We start from the raw sequence: 16,113 nt of genomic DNA on the forward strand, positions 1-16,113 counted from the left end.
GTGAATTAAAATCCTCCTCCCATTTCACCCATTTCTTGCATTTCTTCATTATCTGGACCTTGTTTTTTCTTGTCCTTGTCTGAATTCTTGAAACGGTATGTAAATGATAAATTGAAAGATCTAACCATCCAACGCATACTTTCGTAATTTGTATAATCGTTAGCAAACTGTGTCATTTCACGTTTTCTTGAATCAAATACGTCACGAATATTAAATGCGATTGTCGCTTTTTTATCGAATAAATCTTTAGATAAAGAGAAATCCATTGATAAGTTATCTTCTACTCTTTGTTGAGCTGTTTCAATAGCTCCCATGTAGTTTCCTGCAATTTGCATTTTGAAATCACCTGGTAATGTAAAGTTAGATGATAAACGACCTCTTGAACTAAATCCGTCTCCAGAAAAATCTTGTGAATCTACTTTTGTTCCTGCAATACCAGTTACTGGATCTAAGTAAGAATTAACTTCTTCATAATAACCTGTTCTTTCGTAACCGAATAAGTTAACGTTTAACATTAAGTTCCACCATCTAAATGGACGATAAGTAGCTGTTAAATCTAAACCGTAACGATCCTCATTTCCTGCATTAACTGGACGTGTAATAAAAATTTCTTCGCCAGCTTCGTTCCAATTTTTACGTTGAAATTGGTTAATCATATCTGTTGTTTTTTGGTAGAAAATTCCTGGTGTAACCATTAATTTACCAATATTTGTGATATAAGTTAACTCAAATGAATTTGTATAAGTTGGATCTAAATCTGGATTACCGTAACGAATGTTTTTATCATCAGTTGGAGAAAAGAATGGGTTTAACATGAATCCCATTGGACGACGAATACGCTTAGAATAACTTAATTGTAATTCGTTTTTCTCGTTAAATGTATAGTTTAATGTTGCAGTTGGAAATAAATCTGTATAATTCTTTTTGATTTTATCTCCAGTAGATAAGAAATCAATATTCATATCAGATGATTCTAAACGTAATCCTGCAAAATATTGGAATTTTCCGATAGCGTTTCCGTATTGTGCATATGCAGCGTAAACGTTTTGTTGATTATCAATATTTGCATTAAAGTTTGGATCTGGAACTAAAACTCCATTCTGATCAAAAAATGTTTGATTGTCTGATTTATTATTATTGAAATCAGCACGAGCACCTAATTCAAATTTACCTTTTTCACCAATTGGACGAACATAATCAGCAGTAAATACAACTGTTGTTTGCTCTTCTAAATTATCTGTAATTCTGTTGTTGCTAGAATTACTACTAATTACACCATCTTCTTCTTCAGTTTGCGCAGAAAAACGACCTGTAAAAGAAAATTCGTGACCAGCTTTATCAAATTCGTGCTTATAGCTAATATCAGCATCAAAGTTATTTTCTAATTCTTTTTCATTCTGTAAATTAAAGCTTTTAGAAGCTAAAGTCATGTTAGAATCAAAGTAAGAATAATCAACTAAAGAGATGTTGTCTCCGTTATTGTAACGGTATCCTGCAGAAGCTCCAATAGTGTTTTTATCGTCTAAATAATATTCAGTACCTATACGGAAATTGTAGTTTCTTCTGATACGATTATTTGTACGATCTGTTGCACGGTATGAAGAAATTGCACCATTCTCGTAACTTGTCATAAATGCTGAACCTTCACCTTCACGATCTGCATAACGAGTTCCAAAGTTTGTGTACCAGTTGAATTTTTTAGTTTTATAATTCAAATTCGCATTAACACCAACCATTTCAGGAATTCCTCCATTCAATGTTACAGAACCATTAAATCCAGTGTTTGAACCTTTTTTAAGAACGATATTAATAATACCTGCTGAACCTGAAGCCTCGTAACGAGAAGATGGATTTGTAACCACTTCAATACGCTCAACGTTTTCTGCTGGAATATTTTTTAATGCATCTGCTACACTAGAAACTCCTAACATTCCTGATGGTTTCCCATCTATTAAAAATTTTACGTTATCATTACCACGTAATGAAACATTACCTTCTGCATCAACTTGTACAGATGGTACATTTTGTAAAGCATCTGATAAAGACTGACCTTGCGACATTGGGTCATTAGCCATATCATACACTTTTTTATCTAATTCAACCTTATAAACTGGTTTTTCAGCAGTAATTACAGCGGCACCTAAACTTACAGTTTCCCCTGTTTTAACTGTCATTAAACCTAAGTTGATGTTAGATGATAAATTGATATCTTTTTGGATAACATCATATCCTAAAGGCTCAATCAATAAAATATAATTTCCTGCAGGAGCTTCAATATTAAAATCTCCTTTTTCATCTGCCATTGCTTCAGCCACAACACCTTCATTATCTTCTAAAGTAAGCGTAACATACTGCAAAGGTGTATTCTCATTCGATTGTACTTTTCCCTTGATTTGTAGTTTATCTTGTGCATTCAACACAATAACAAACAAACCAAATAGTAAAGTAAATAAATTCTTAAATCCCATCATTAATTTTGATTGTAGTTAATTTTGATATACTACCTTAGACAATAAAATAGACAAAAGGTTTAATCAATATTTAAAGTTTTTTTATCAAAATTGATCAATCAAAAAAAATCACCTCATTTTTAAGTTAATCATAATTTTTATTCTCTTTAATTAAACCTTTATTAAAAATTTAGGTCTAAAGTTGTAAAGAGTTTTGATTAAAATATTTAGAATATGAATTTAAGTCTAAAAAACATAGCTTATATTGCTTTATTTGTAACTTCTGTATCAGCTTTTGGACAAACTAACCAAAGTAATGAGCAGAAATTTGAGAAATTTAAGAAAGAGATGGATCTGACTGACGCTCAAGTATTAAAAATTAAAGCAATCAAAGATAAATATAACCCTGAAAAGGCTGAGTTGAAACGTAAATTGAACGACTTACGTAAACGTGAGTTAGAAGAAATTGATGATATTTATACTCCTGAACAAAAAGCTAAATTAAAAGCGATTATTGAGAAACATAAAGCGCAAAAAAAGTAAAAAAAAGCCGTGAAGTAATTCACGGCTTTTTTTAATTATATAATTTATTAATAAGCTTTCGCGTATAAAACTCTGTATTTCGCTGGCTTTCCTGAATACATATCAACTCCTTCCGTAGGAATTTCAAATGCTTGAGGAATACAACGAATTGTAGCTTTTGTAGCATCTTTTACAGCTTCTTCTGTTTCTTCTGTTCCATCCCATAAAGCTGAAATAAATCCACCTTTGTTTTCTAAAACTTCTTGGAATTCTTCCCAAGTAGAAACTTCTGTTGTATGTTCAGCTCTGTAATCAAATGCACGTTGATATAAGTTAGTTTGAATTTCTTCTAATAAACTTTCTGTACGATTCACAACCTCATCTAAAGCAATAAATTGTTTTTCTAAAGTATCACGACGAGCAACCTCAACATGACCTTTTTCAAGATCTTTTGGTCCAATTGCCATACGTACAGGAACACCTTTTAGTTCGTATTCAGCAAATTTCCAACCTGGTTTAGTTTTATCATCATCATCAAACTTAACCGTAATTCCTTTCTCTTTCAATTCAGTTTGGATTTTATCAACTACTTGACGAATCTCTGCTAATTGCTCTTCTGTTTTATAAATTGGAACAATTGCAACTTGAATTGGAGCTAATTTCGGAGGTAAAACTAATCCCAAATCATCAGAATGTGTCATGATTAAAGCTCCCATCAAACGTGTTGAAACACCCCAAGATGTTGCCCAAACATATTCTTGTTTTCCTTCGTTCGTTGTAAATTTCACGTCAAATGCTTTCGCAAAATTCTGACCTAAGAAGTGAGATGTACCAGCTTGTAACGCCTTACCATCTTGCATTAAAGCTTCGATTGTATAAGTTTCATCTGCACCTGCAAAACGCTCAGACGGAGTTTTATACCCTTTAACAACCGGGATTGCCATAAAATTTTCAACTACATCGCGGTAAACTTCTTGCATTTTTACAGCTTCTTCCTCAGCTTCTTGTTTCGTTGCATGAGCCGTGTGACCTTCTTGCCATAAAAACTCGGCAGTACGTAAAAATAACCTTGTTCTCATTTCCCAACGAACTACATTAGCCCATTGGTTAATTAAGATTGGTAAATCACGATATGATTGGATCCAATTCTTGTAAGTATTCCAAATAATAGCTTCAGAAGTTGGACGAACAATTAATTCTTCCTCTAATTTAGCTTCTGGATCTACCATTAATTTACCTTCATTATCTGGATCATTTTTTAATCTGTAATGAGTTACAACAGCACATTCTTTAGCAAAACCTTCTGCATTTTTTTCCTCTGCCTCAAATAAACTTTTGGGTACAAAAAGTGGAAAATACGCGTTTTGGTGACCAGTTTCTTTAAATCTTTTGTCTAATTCTGCCTGTAATTTTTCCCAAATAGCATACCCGTACGGTTTAATAACCATGCATCCTCTAACTCCCGAGTTTTCAGCAAGATTTGCCTTAACTACAAGTTCGTTATACCATTTAGAATAATCCTCAGCACGAGTTGTAAGTTTTGCCATATTATTTATATATTTGTTTATGTAACTTCATTTCAATGGCATACTTGTTGCCTTTAAAATAAAGTACAAATTTATTAATTTCAAACATAGTAAATACATTTACAATGAATAAAGTTTTTAAAATTTCTAAAAATTTACTTAAACTATCAGTGCCGTTAACGGTAATTTTAGGAGTTTCTTCATGTACAACGTATCAATCAGCTTCGAATATAGAAACTGATGGTGTGTATTATAATCCTAATACCGATAAAACCTATGCACAAGTTGAGGTAGAGAATTCACCAGCAGAAAGCGGTATCAGAGTTGGTTCTCCTTACTTTGACGCTAACGGTAATGGTGCTGAAGAATTTTACTATGAAAATTCGGATGAACAAAATGACAACGTAAATGTAAATATTTACGGATACGGATATTCTTCTTTTGGAAATAATTTCTATAATAGCTTAGGAAACAATGCTGATTGGGGAAGAAACGACGGTACGAATATTACAGTTTATAACAACAACTTCGGATGGGGTAGCCCATGGCATTTCGGACACTACGGTTGGGGTATGAATCCTTACTGGGGATTTAATTCTAGTTGGGGTTGGAATTACGGAATGGGATTCGGATGGGGATGGAATGATCCTTTTTACGGAGGTTTTTACGGTGGATGGGGTAACTCATGGTACGGTGGATACGGTTGGGGTTGGAATAGACCTTTCTATGGTGGATGGGTATATCCTAACTACTACGGATCTTATTACTACAGCAACCATTACAATAGACCAAACTATGCAACTCCAGGAGGAAGACCTAATAATGGTTTAATTGATCCGAATAATGGTAGAAATAATATTTTAACAAGACCTAATAATACAATTAGACCTGAAAATAATATTACTGGAAATACAAGACCTTCTCGTGAAGTAAGACCTACAAACAATATTTCTAATACAGGAACTGTTGGTACTTCTACAATTAGAGAAACTAGACCTACGAGAGAGGTAAGACCTAATAACAGCATTTCTAATTCTGGAACTGTTGGTACTACTCCTGTCCGTGAAACTAGACCTACAAGAGAAGTAAGACCTACAAATTCAATGTCTAATTCAGGTACAGTTGGTACATCTCCTGTTCGTGAAACTCGTCCAGTTAGAACTACGAGACCACAACAAGGAACTACTTCTGGTACTACGAATCAATCAACACGTCCAAGTAGAACGCAACAACCTACAAGACAGCAATCATACGAGCCACAAAGAACGACTCCATCATACACACCTTCTAATACTGGAGGAATGAGAAGTTCTGGTTCTGTAGGATCAGGTTCTATGGGAAGTGGATCAATGAGTTCTGGTGCAAGAGGTGGATCAGGAAGACGTTAAAATAAAGTATATTACTAACATATAATGAAAAAAATATTTATCAATATCCTTGTCTTAGGAAGTGGATTGACATATGCGCAACAACAAGTAAGTACGCAATATTCAACAAATGCTATAGAATTGTACGGACAAGATATTAATAGTGGAAGCGCAAAATATATTGGTGTAGGTGGTGCAGTAGGTGCTTTAGGTGGAGATATTTCTGCTGTTGAACAAAATCCTGCGGGATTGGGAGTTGCAATAAATTCTGAAGTTCAAGTTACAGCTGGCGTATCATCTTTCAAAAACACGAATACTTTCGCTACTGAAAGAACAGAAAAAGATTCACGTTTTGATTTTCAACATTTTGGTGGAACATTCGTTTTTAATAATGATGAATCTTCAAAATGGAATAGATTTACAATTGGTTTAAATTATTTGAATCAGAGATTAGATCGTCTAAACCAAATTAATTCTAACCAAAATATCGCTTTTGACGTAATAGACGATGCTGGTAATATAACAGACACTTATCGTTTTGCTGGTTATGCAGATCAAATTGAAGGTTATAAATCTAAATTTACTTTAAATTTTGCTACAGCGTATGATAATAAATTATACTTAGGTTTAGGATTAAATTTCCACGAAAGTAATTATCAAGCTTTCAGCCAGTATGCTGAAAAATCTGATGTTTCTGGAACTACCTATGTTTATGATAAGAATGGAACTCCTTATAACGAAATTGGACAAGGTTTCTCTTTAACTGCAGGTGCAATTTATAAATTTAATCATAATGTAAGAGCAGGTGTTGCATATCACTCACCAGTTTGGTACAATGTTGATGAAGTTTATTATGCTGCTAATTTTAACGACAATAGAGACGTTTCTAATTATAATTTATACGGAAGCAATTACGACATGACTAGAGGTGGTCGTTTAGTAGGATCGTTAGGTTTTGTATTAGATAAAAACTTCTCTTTTGGAGTTGATTATACCTATCATCTAAACAATGATTCAAAACTGAAACCTTCAGCTAATTTTGCTGCGGACAATGCTTTTATTGATCAATATGTAGCTAATTCGAGTGAAATTAGAGTGGGTGGAGAATATCGTTACGATAGATTAAAAATTCGTGCCGGTTACAACTATGTACAATCACCTTATGAGGATATCACAATGAATATTGCTGATGTAAATAATAATGTAGCTACAACTACATTAAATAAGCCTTTCTTAGGAGATGTTAATAGATTTAGTGCTGGTTTAGGTTACGATTTTGGAGGTTTTTATATTGATGCAGCTTACCAACATCAAACGCAAGAAGCTAATTATTTGATCGGGAATTCAACTTATGTTGATAGAGATTTGTTTAGCGTAGATTTAAACAACTCTTATGCTCCTAAAGCAAAATTGAATAACAATTTATTCTTATTAACATTAGGTTGGCAATTCTAAAAATCTAAAAAAGATATAAATAAAAAAGTGGATGAATGATCATCCACTTTTTTTCTTAATACTAAAAAATTAAATTTCAGAAACCTTTGAAGCTCCTGATGTATTTATTGATTTTTTCAATCCATTTTGTTTTATAACATAAACTTTACTTGCGCCAGAAGCATCAACTATTAAGTTATCTACTGCCCAAATCTTAGCCGAACTAGCTCCAGAAGCATTAATTCTAACTTTAGATGCTTTTAATTCTTCTGCCTCAATTTTTGAAGCTCCTGAAACTTTAACTTCAAAATCTTTGGCGTTACCTTTTAAGATAAATTTTGAAGCGCCTGAATTTTCTAAATTAATAGAATTAGAAATGACATTTAGATCTAAACTACTCGCTCCTGATAAATTTACATCCAATTTATCTAACTTCATAGCATGTTTAGCAACTAATTTTGATGCACCAGAAAGTTTAATATCTCTTAATTTACGATGTGGAAAAGTTATTTCCAACTTCTCACCGTTTTTCATCGATAATGAACCATCAACATAAACCTTTAAAGTGCCGTTCACAACTTTGGTTACAATTTTTTCCATTGCGTAATCTGGCGCAGAAACAACCACATTTCCATTAAAATCGTTATCTGAAACTACTACATTAAAAGCACTTGAAATATCCACATGTTCAAAATTAGACACCTTTCTATTTTCTTTTATTGCATTTCTATCTGTATATGTTAATGATTCTTCGATATCATTACTTTTTTTTCCATTCAAATCAACAGAACAACTAGAAAAAATTGTAAATAATGCTACTGTTATTGGTAAAATAATATTTTTCATAAATAGGGTTTTATAATTAGACGTATTAATTTTCAAAAAGTTACAAAACAAATTCAATTATATATAAAAGCTATTATTATATTGCAGTTAAAATGTAGATAATTACTATTTTCGCTTCTTATGAAAATCATCAGTTATAACGTTAACGGAATTAGGGCAGCCATGACAAAAGGCCTTGTTGAATGGTTAAAAGCAGCTAATCCAGATGTATTTTGTGTACAAGAAACGAAAGCTTTAAGAGAGCAAGTTGATACATTAGCTTTTGAAGAATTAGGATATGAATCGTATTGGCATTCGGCAGAAAAGAAAGGCTACAGTGGCGTTGCAATTTTTACTAAGATAAAACCAAATCATGTAGAAATTGGAACTGGAATTGATTATATTGATTTTGAAGGACGTGTAATTCGCTTAGATTTTGATCACGTTTCTGTGATTAGTTTATATCTTCCAAGTGGAACTAATATTGATAGATTAGATTTTAAAATGCAATTTTGTGAAGATTTTAAAAACTATATTTCAGAATTAAAAAAGACTCATCCAAATTTAATAATTTGTGGTGATTACAATATTTGTCATGAAGCAATAGACATTCACGATCCGATTAGAAATGCTAAAGTATCAGGATTTTTACCAATCGAACGTGAGTGGATTAGTGGATTTATGGAAGATTGTGAAATGATTGATTCTTTTAGATATTTTGTAAAAGAACCACATCACTATTCATGGTGGACGTATCGTGCAAATGCTCGTGCAAACAACAAAGGATGGAGAATTGATTACAACATGGTAAGTTCTACTTTAGAATCTAAAATGAAAAGAGTAGCAATTTTACCAGAAGCAAAACATTCGGACCACTGTCCTATTTTATTAGAATTAGACTTATAATCATTTGAATAATGAAAAAAATAATCTTTAGTTGCGTTATTCTTGCAGGAATTACAAGTTGTGTTCCTCAAAAGAAATTCGACGATTTAGAAAACAGTTATTATGCCTCTTTAGATGAGCAAGGTAAATTAAATAAAGAATTAACACTTGCAAATCATAGTATTGAAACTCTAGAAAAAGAGTTAGACAAAACCAAAAAAGAGTTATATGTTAAAGACACTGCATTCGCAAATGCACAACGATTAATGAATGTATCTCAGTCTGAATTTGAAGGATTGTTACAAGAAATGCATTCAGCATTAAATAGCTCAAGTCAAAAATCTCAAACTTTCTTTAATCAATTAACAGATAAAGAAAAGCAAGTAGAAGAATTACTAAAAAATCAAAAAGAATTGGAAGCTAAAATTGAAAATCAAAACAACGAGATTATCAATTTAAAGAAACAAATCTTTGTTAAAGAAATTCAGGATAAAGTTAAATAACTTATCACAAGTCTTACATCTATTGTAAGACTTTTTTATTTTGTAGGAATACTCTTACCTTTGCAGTCAATACATCAATAAATTAATGAAGACTATTTGTGAATCAAAGTCTCTTGTAGTAAGAGAATTTCTTGATTTTGATGCTTTCGACTTATTCCAGATGAATTCTGAAAAAGAAGTAGCGAAAGCTGTTAATGAAAAACCATATTTATCTGAAGATGAAGCTTTATACTTTATCGAAAAAATGATAGAACATTACCATGAATTTGGTTATGGGTTATGGGCTACTTTCGAGAAAAAAAGCGGACGTTTTGTTGGTTGGGCAGGAATGCGCCAAACAAAATATGGTCCTGTATTGAATGTAAGATTAAAAAAGAAATTCTGGAATAAAGGTTATGGAACTGAAGTTTTAAACGCAGTAATTAATTATGGTGTGAACGAACTTCGTTTAGATAAAATTGCAGGAAAAGCACATCCGGCCCAACCTGCAACTTTAAGAATATTGGAAAAATCAATCTTGGTTAATTCAGAAGATAACCCGTTGGTTTTTAACTATCGTAAATAATTATTTCTTAGGTGGATAATTTGCTAAAAGTTTTGCAATTCCTTTATCCATATTTTGTTGCTTAACTTCAGCGGAAGCATTTACAGGCATTTTTAAATTAAGAATACCTTCCCAAATCATTGTATTTTTTTGATACATTGATACCGTGTATTCTTGATTTAAACTTTTGGTATTTAATGGTATTCCCATAGAAATTCCTCCACCTACTCTACTTAAAATTCCTGTTCCTACTCCTACTCCAACAGATGGACCTCGATTAGTAGAGACATATTCTCTTGGTCGAATTGAAATCTCAACATCTGATTGCTCAGCTTTTAAAACACCTCTATATTTAAAATTCTTCTCTAAAGCATCAAATAATCTTGCTTGATCTAAATCATTTAAACCTGTAGCCATAGTTGTATTGATTTTGTAAGTTTTGATTTGAGAAAAATTTACATTTCTATCATAATCTACACTTACTTTCTGAGAATTACAACCTGCAAAAAATAGTATTGCAATACAAAACGTAACAAATTTATTCATAGTTTATTGATTATTTATGTAATATTCAACTGCTTTACGTAACGAAACAAAACCAATTTCGTCTAAATTAATTTCATTTATATTAATCCATTTTACTTCAGCAATTTCATCTTCTTCAATCGCAAGTTCAGTGCCAATTGGAAAAGTCACTTCGTAAACTAAATCGCACGTTTTGTACGGAATCGTCTTATACTCGTAATTATTAGGTTGTGATAATAAGTATTTGAAATTTTCTAATGGAGTGGTAATGTTTAATTCTTCTTTTAATTCTCTCTGACAAGATTCTTCTGCCGTTTCATCCGGATCAGTAAATCCGCCTGGTAAATCTAATTTTCCTTTTTGCGGTTCTCGATTTCTTACAGTGAAAAGAATTTCTTCACCTTTACGTAAAATTACAGCAGTTGCAGTAGCTACGTTTTGATAATAAACCATATTGCAATCATTACAATTAAACTTTCTGTAATCGAAAGAAATATTTTTAGATGCACAGTTCGGACAAAAATTAAACGATTTGATTTCCATATATTTAGAATTGATTAGTTCTTGTTTCTTGGGTGGAAATTTAAAATCGCATCACGAATAAATTCTTGATCTACATGAGTATAAATTTCCGTTGTTGTAATACTTTCGTGACCTAACATCAACTGAATTGCACGCAAATCTGCACCATTTTTTAATAAATGTGTTGCAAAAGAATGTCTAAATGTGTGGGGCGAAATTGTCTTTTTTACACCTCCAATAATTGATAACTCTTTTACAATTGTAAATATCATCACCCTTGTTAAATTTTTACCTCTTCTATTCAAGAACAAATAATCCTCAAAGCCTGGTTGTATATTTGTGTGCACACGAATTGTATCTTTATACAAGTTAATATATTTTATTGTATAATCACTAATCGGGACCAAACGTTGTTTATTACCTTTCCCGATAACACGCACAAATCCTTCATCAAAAAACAGGTCAGAAATTTTAAGATTAATCAATTCTGAAACACGAAGTCCGCAACCATATAGCATTTCTAAAATTGCTCTATTTCGTTGACCTTCTGGTTTAGATAAATCGATAACTTCAATCATTTGATCGATTTCTATTTCTGATAATACATCAGGTAATTTTAAACCGATTTTAGGTGTTTCTAACATTGATGCAGGATTATCTTCTCGGAATTCTTCTAATTGAAGATATCCAAAAAAACTTTTCAAACTTGATATTAATCTCGCTTGCGAGCGTACACTATAATCACTGGAAGCAAATCCATGTATAAACGCTGTTATATCGTCTTGAGTAAATTCTAAAGGTAGTTTATCGGAAGAATTAATTAGTTTATTAATGTCTCTTAAATAATTTTCTATTGTATTATCTGAAACTCTTTTTTCAAGTTTCAGATACATTTTATAATCATACAATGCGTCTTTCCAAAGCATGTTAAGATTTTGTATTTTCTAGTTCTAAAATTCGTTTGATCATTTCATCCTCTTTGCTCCATATTTCTAAATAAGCTCGAGTTCCAAATAATTCATTCGCTAATGTGGCTTTTATGTAGTTGTCAACAGTTGCACCTAAATTTTCATTAAATTGATCAGAAGGTACTCCCATCATTTGTAAAAATTCATTTCTATAAATTCCAGCTCCAAAATATTTTATGTAACGTTTTTCGTTCTCAAAAAAGAACAGATTATGTGTTTTATCTGCCTGTTTTAAAATAAATTCTTGGTAAAATTTAGCATCATTATTATAATCTAACCAATTTGAAACTGAGGTTACATCTAACGCAACAAACTCGTCCGGGATAATTCCACCTCCACCGTAAACAATTTTTCCTGATGGCGCTACATAACGAAGTTTTTCATTTACTTTGATTGAATCTTTGTTATATAATTCTCCACTTTTAAGACGTGCATAAATATCTTCTGCATAGGCTTGATTTCCTTTATCGTAAGGTTTTTGGATAGATCTACCAGAAGGTGTATAATAGTTTGCTACAGTTAAACGAACACGAGTGTCGTCACCTAAATTTATTTCGCGCTGAACCAAACCTTTTCCATATGAACGACGACCAACAATAGTTCCGCGTCCATAATCCTGAATAGCACCTGCAACAATTTCACTTGATGAAGCAGAACTTTCATCAATTAAAACATAAACTTTTCCTTTTTCGAAAAGTCCATAATTTGTAGCGTAAATGTATTTTTTTGTTTGTGATTTATCTTTTGTATATACGATTAATTCATCCTTTGTTAAAAATTCATCTGCAATTTGCTCTGCAACTCTCATTACTCCTCCAGGATTTCCACGCAAATCAAAAACTAAAGTTTTCATTCCACTATCCAAAAGATTTTTTAACGCATCATGAACCTCATCTCCAGATTTTTCCCCAAATCGAGTTAATTTGATATAGCCTATATCTTTTGTAATCATATGTTCGCCAACCACCGTTGGTACCGGAACTGACGCACGTTTTAAAGTAATTGAAATGGGTTGATTATCTCTTATAACAGCTATGTTAACATCTGTATTTTTTTTCCCTTTTAAAAGAGTTGTAAATTTTTTAAGATTAGATTCAGTTACTTGTTGCTCATCTATAGCAACTATTCTATCACCAAATTTTAATAGCTTTTCATTGGGAGATCCAGGCAACATTCGAGTAACAACAACGGTATCATTTAAAACTCGGTATTGTAAACCCACACCAACATAAGAACCACTAATTTCTTCGTTGGCCTTTTTAATCATTTCCTTATCTAAATAAGTACTATGCGGATCAAGTTTACCAACCATAAAATTTATAGCTTCGTCTACTAAACTATCCGAATTTACGTTGTTAATGTATTCGTTATCGATTAAGGAAACTAATCTTCTAATTTTTTGCTCGTTGCTACTATATTTTAAACCGACAATTTCGTCGTTTTCATCAAAAGCAAAATCGAACTTTTTTCCCACAAGAAATCCTACCAAAAATAAAATTGTGGCAAGCAGAAAAATATTTAATATTTTAAAAAACTTATTCATTAAGCATCTAATTCCAATTCAGGAATATGAACAATTGTGATTCCAGCCTTTTCTAAGAATTCTAAACCGGAATTATCTTTATATTTCTCGATGTAAACAATTCTTTTAATACCAGCTTGTAAAATTAATTTGCTACAATCTTTACAAGGAGACATTGTGATATATAATGTTGCGCCTTCAGCATCTTGCGTAGATGCTGCACATTTTAATATTGCATTAGCTTCTGCATGTAAAACATACCATTGTGTATTGCCTTCATTATCTTCACAGCAGTTCTCAAAACCACTTGGCGTACCATTGTAACCGTCTGATATTATCATACGATTTTTAACAATAATTGCACCAACTTGCTTTCTTTTACAATAAGATAATTTGGCCCATTCTAAAGCCATTCTTAAATATGCCTTATCGTATTTTGTTTGTTTACAAACACTAACTTCCATAATATTTATTATGCTTCTTCTTTTGATTTTGTCCACAATGGTGGAATAAAAAATGGTAACGGATTTCTGAAAAATGCTTTAATGATGTTAATAAACATCGGAAACATTTTATAGATAGGTAAATTATTTGATCTAAATGCTAACATTAATGATAGTACAAAACTTACGATAAAGTTGCACCAACCAATAAGGAAAACTGAGATAAATCCCATAAAAATTGCACCTTTATCTGTAAAGTGATAATCCATTCCACCAATACCTATTGCAAAATTACCTGCCGCAAAAGTAATATGTCGAATGTCGAACGGAACACCTAAAATATCTCCAATTAAAAAAGCAAATCCCATCATAAAACCGAATGCTATATTACCAACAATACCACCATTATTTCTTTCGAACCAATTCGAGATACTTCTTCTACGATTTGCATTAAAAAATTTAACTAATAACGGATGATGATAAATTCTTTCCGGAATATTATAAAAACGTTGATTATTAATTGTAATTCCTGAAATAACACCCGAAATAAATAAGAAAATTCCAGCTATACCTCCGAAATAGAAAATCTTTGGATCCATTATTACAACTTCTTCCCAATAATGATAAGCTTTAGAATATTTTAAAACTTCGATCCCTAATACCTTATCCAAAAACAAGAATATTAACAACGCGATTGAGAAACCAGCTATAACATTTCCTAAAATAGCAATCAACTGACTACGGCATAATTGGGCAAATAATGTGGTAAAATCCTTCACATTTAAATCTGTACCAGAAGCTGGAACTAATGCACGTGCAATTCTTGCAGCCGTCATGGATGGCTGTTTTGTAGCTAATGTCCAGTGTAATAAATAGATTGTTGTAAAACCAATCGCATAATTTACACTAAAGAAGAATCCTTTGAAAAATGGTGACGAATCTGGTACGTTACCAATTGCAGTTTTAATAAAACATAAAATAGCTACAATTAATCCACCTCCACATGCAGTCCAAAACATTCGTACATATTCTTTCGCAGTGGTAGTGATGTATTTTTCGCCCGTTTTACCGTTATGGTAAGTAACCAAAAATGTGATTAAATATAATGTAGAACTTAATTGATTATTCATCCATTTTTTAGGAGAATAATATTCAGTCCAAGATTTAGCGGAATTAGAGTAAAATGCAATTAAATTTCCATTTTTAATGTCATTAAAAGCACTTAATACAACTTGTAAACGAGTTAATTGTTGCTGTATCCTATTGATTTTAGCAGCTACATCTAACGAAATTCCTTTATAATCTTTTTGTGTTAAAATATCATCTAACAATTTTCTACAATTCGAAATACATTCTTTAATCTCAAGAATATCAAAAGAAGCATCTGGTTTTAATAAAATTTTATTGATATGTAAACCTAATACTGAAAATGGGTTACCTAAGTAGTTTACCTCGGAACTATATCGAATCATTTCTTTACCTGAAAATCCACCAGACACACGATCTGATAAAATTAACATGGCTTGTAATAATGAATTTTTTACACTGCTAATTTTTTTCTTTGCAAATTCCTCAGGCATATTTTGTGCTAAGATTGTAAAGAACTTTGTCCATCTATCTTTAGGAATTGAAGATATTATTTGGAAACGTTTAGAATCGTAAAAAACATCATTTACTAAAGATGTTAATTCGTTATTATCTTCAATTTCTGGCAAAAGCAAATCAACAACACGTTTTCTAAAAACGGATAAAATACCATCTTCAACATGGATACCTGAGTCTACCAAATAACTGATAAAATTGATGTTTGAAAAAATCTTATTTAATTGTTGAATTAAAAACAATCTTTTAGACTCATCATTTTCAATTATACTTGTCAGCTCATCAATGAAAGTAACTCCATTAAGATTTTGCTTTTTAGCTTTATCTAATAGATCTATGATATAATTCTTTTCAGAAGTATAATTCGGATCAAATAGTGAATTTAAAGACATGTATATCTTTTTTAGATTGGTACAAAATTAAACATTCTTAATTATATAGAATCTTTAATTATTTTTTATAAAATAGGGTTAAG

At 31.6% G+C, this 16,113-nt stretch carries 15 protein-coding genes; 6 read left to right on the top strand and 9 right to left on the bottom strand.

Annotation, left to right across the window (positions count from 1 at the left end):
• Positions 1–5: 5 nt before the first annotated feature.
• Positions 6–2,471 carry a TonB-dependent receptor domain-containing protein gene (locus tag J9309_RS02660; protein ID WP_230476895.1) on the bottom strand — a complete coding sequence of 822 codons (2,466 nt, stop codon included), beginning with the start codon at positions 2,469–2,471 and terminating at the stop codon, positions 6–8.
• Positions 2,472–2,684: 213 nt separating this feature from the next.
• Between J9309_RS02660 and J9309_RS02665 the strand changes: the two genes are divergently transcribed.
• A complete protein-coding gene (locus J9309_RS02665) occupies positions 2,685–2,993 on the top strand; it encodes a hypothetical protein (protein WP_230476896.1) in 309 nt (102 codons plus the stop codon).
• 47 nt (positions 2,994–3,040) lie between these two features.
• Here the strand turns inward: J9309_RS02665 and proS are convergent, their stop codons facing one another.
• Positions 3,041–4,519, bottom strand: coding sequence for a proline--tRNA ligase (gene proS / locus J9309_RS02670; RefSeq protein WP_230476897.1), 1,479 nt, complete (start codon positions 4,517–4,519; stop codon positions 3,041–3,043).
• 104 nt (positions 4,520–4,623) lie between these two features.
• On the opposite strand from proS, the gene J9309_RS02675 reads away from it, so the two are divergent.
• Positions 4,624–5,886, top strand: a complete 1,263-nt coding sequence (locus J9309_RS02675; protein WP_230477885.1) for a hypothetical protein — start codon at positions 4,624–4,626, stop codon at positions 5,884–5,886.
• A gap of 24 nt (positions 5,887–5,910) precedes the next feature.
• Positions 5,911–7,320 carry an OmpP1/FadL family transporter gene (locus J9309_RS02680; RefSeq protein ID WP_230476898.1) on the top strand — a complete coding sequence of 470 codons (1,410 nt, stop codon included), beginning with the start codon at positions 5,911–5,913 and terminating at the stop codon, positions 7,318–7,320.
• Between the two features lie 69 nt (positions 7,321–7,389).
• Here the strand turns inward: J9309_RS02680 and J9309_RS02685 are convergent, their stop codons facing one another.
• Positions 7,390–8,145, bottom strand: a complete 756-nt coding sequence (locus J9309_RS02685) for a head GIN domain-containing protein (RefSeq protein WP_230476899.1) — start codon at positions 8,143–8,145, stop codon at positions 7,390–7,392.
• Positions 8,146–8,265: 120 nt separating this feature from the next.
• On the opposite strand from J9309_RS02685, the gene J9309_RS02690 reads away from it, so the two are divergent.
• The 3 genes from J9309_RS02690 (at position 8,266) to J9309_RS02700 (ending at position 10,077) form a co-directional block, all read left to right on the top strand.
• The gene (locus J9309_RS02690) at positions 8,266–9,030 is read left to right on the top strand and encodes an exodeoxyribonuclease III (protein WP_230476900.1); all 765 of its coding nucleotides are present in this window, start codon (positions 8,266–8,268) and stop codon (positions 9,028–9,030) included.
• Between the two features lie 11 nt (positions 9,031–9,041).
• Positions 9,042–9,512, top strand: a complete 471-nt coding sequence (locus tag J9309_RS02695; RefSeq protein WP_230476901.1) for a hypothetical protein — start codon at positions 9,042–9,044, stop codon at positions 9,510–9,512.
• Positions 9,513–9,597: 85 nt separating this feature from the next.
• Positions 9,598–10,077: a GNAT family N-acetyltransferase gene (locus tag J9309_RS02700; protein WP_230476902.1), complete on the top strand. Its 480-nt coding sequence runs from the start codon at positions 9,598–9,600 to the stop codon at positions 10,075–10,077.
• Here J9309_RS02700 and J9309_RS02705 read toward each other — a convergent pair whose 3' ends face one another.
• From J9309_RS02705 to J9309_RS02730, 6 genes are all read right to left on the bottom strand, one after another.
• Positions 10,078–10,602, bottom strand: a complete 525-nt coding sequence (locus J9309_RS02705; RefSeq protein WP_230476903.1) for a DUF4136 domain-containing protein — start codon at positions 10,600–10,602, stop codon at positions 10,078–10,080. It lies immediately after the preceding gene.
• Positions 10,603–10,605: 3 nt separating this feature from the next.
• A complete protein-coding gene (locus J9309_RS02710) occupies positions 10,606–11,124 on the bottom strand; it encodes an NUDIX hydrolase (protein ID WP_230476904.1) in 519 nt (172 codons plus the stop codon).
• Between the two features lie 14 nt (positions 11,125–11,138).
• Entirely contained in the window at positions 11,139–12,029 is an 891-nt protein-coding gene (xerA, locus tag J9309_RS02715) for a site-specific tyrosine recombinase/integron integrase (protein WP_230476905.1), read from the bottom strand.
• A gap of 1 nt (position 12,030) precedes the next feature.
• Positions 12,031–13,545 (bottom strand): S41 family peptidase, encoded by a 1,515-nt coding sequence (locus J9309_RS02720; RefSeq protein WP_230476906.1) that lies wholly within the window; start codon positions 13,543–13,545, stop codon positions 12,031–12,033.
• Between the two features lie 68 nt (positions 13,546–13,613).
• Positions 13,614–14,057, bottom strand: coding sequence for a deoxycytidylate deaminase (locus J9309_RS02725; RefSeq protein WP_230476907.1), 444 nt, complete (start codon positions 14,055–14,057; stop codon positions 13,614–13,616).
• Positions 14,058–14,065: 8 nt separating this feature from the next.
• The gene (locus J9309_RS02730; protein WP_230476908.1) at positions 14,066–16,030 is read right to left on the bottom strand and encodes a site-specific recombinase; all 1,965 of its coding nucleotides are present in this window, start codon (positions 16,028–16,030) and stop codon (positions 14,066–14,068) included.
• Positions 16,031–16,113 lie beyond the last annotated feature (83 nt).

The organism is Faecalibacter bovis (assembly GCF_017948305.1).
Lineage (GTDB): Bacteria > Bacteroidota > Bacteroidia > Flavobacteriales > Weeksellaceae > Empedobacter > Empedobacter bovis.

Excerpts from the sequence above, each read along its gene's own strand:
- J9309_RS02660 (WP_230476895.1), bottom strand. The coding sequence starts at position 2,471 with ATGATGGGATTTAAGAATTTATTTACTTTACTATTTGGTTTGTTTGTT.
- J9309_RS02665 (WP_230476896.1), top strand. The coding sequence starts at position 2,685 with ATGAATTTAAGTCTAAAAAACATAGCTTATATTGCTTTATTTGTAACT.
- proS (WP_230476897.1), bottom strand. The coding sequence starts at position 4,519 with ATGGCAAAACTTACAACTCGTGCTGAGGATTATTCTAAATGGTATAAC.
- J9309_RS02675 (WP_230477885.1), top strand. The coding sequence starts at position 4,624 with ATGAATAAAGTTTTTAAAATTTCTAAAAATTTACTTAAACTATCAGTG.
- J9309_RS02680 (WP_230476898.1), top strand. The coding sequence starts at position 5,911 with ATGAAAAAAATATTTATCAATATCCTTGTCTTAGGAAGTGGATTGACA.
- J9309_RS02685 (WP_230476899.1), bottom strand. The coding sequence starts at position 8,145 with ATGAAAAATATTATTTTACCAATAACAGTAGCATTATTTACAATTTTT.
- J9309_RS02690 (WP_230476900.1), top strand. The coding sequence starts at position 8,266 with ATGAAAATCATCAGTTATAACGTTAACGGAATTAGGGCAGCCATGACA.
- J9309_RS02695 (WP_230476901.1), top strand. The coding sequence starts at position 9,042 with ATGAAAAAAATAATCTTTAGTTGCGTTATTCTTGCAGGAATTACAAGT.
- J9309_RS02700 (WP_230476902.1), top strand. The coding sequence starts at position 9,598 with ATGAAGACTATTTGTGAATCAAAGTCTCTTGTAGTAAGAGAATTTCTT.
- J9309_RS02705 (WP_230476903.1), bottom strand. The coding sequence starts at position 10,602 with ATGAATAAATTTGTTACGTTTTGTATTGCAATACTATTTTTTGCAGGT.
- J9309_RS02710 (WP_230476904.1), bottom strand. The coding sequence starts at position 11,124 with ATGGAAATCAAATCGTTTAATTTTTGTCCGAACTGTGCATCTAAAAAT.
- xerA (WP_230476905.1), bottom strand. The coding sequence starts at position 12,029 with ATGCTTTGGAAAGACGCATTGTATGATTATAAAATGTATCTGAAACTT.
- J9309_RS02725 (WP_230476907.1), bottom strand. The coding sequence starts at position 14,057 with ATGGAAGTTAGTGTTTGTAAACAAACAAAATACGATAAGGCATATTTA.
- J9309_RS02730 (WP_230476908.1), bottom strand. The coding sequence starts at position 16,030 with ATGTCTTTAAATTCACTATTTGATCCGAATTATACTTCTGAAAAGAAT.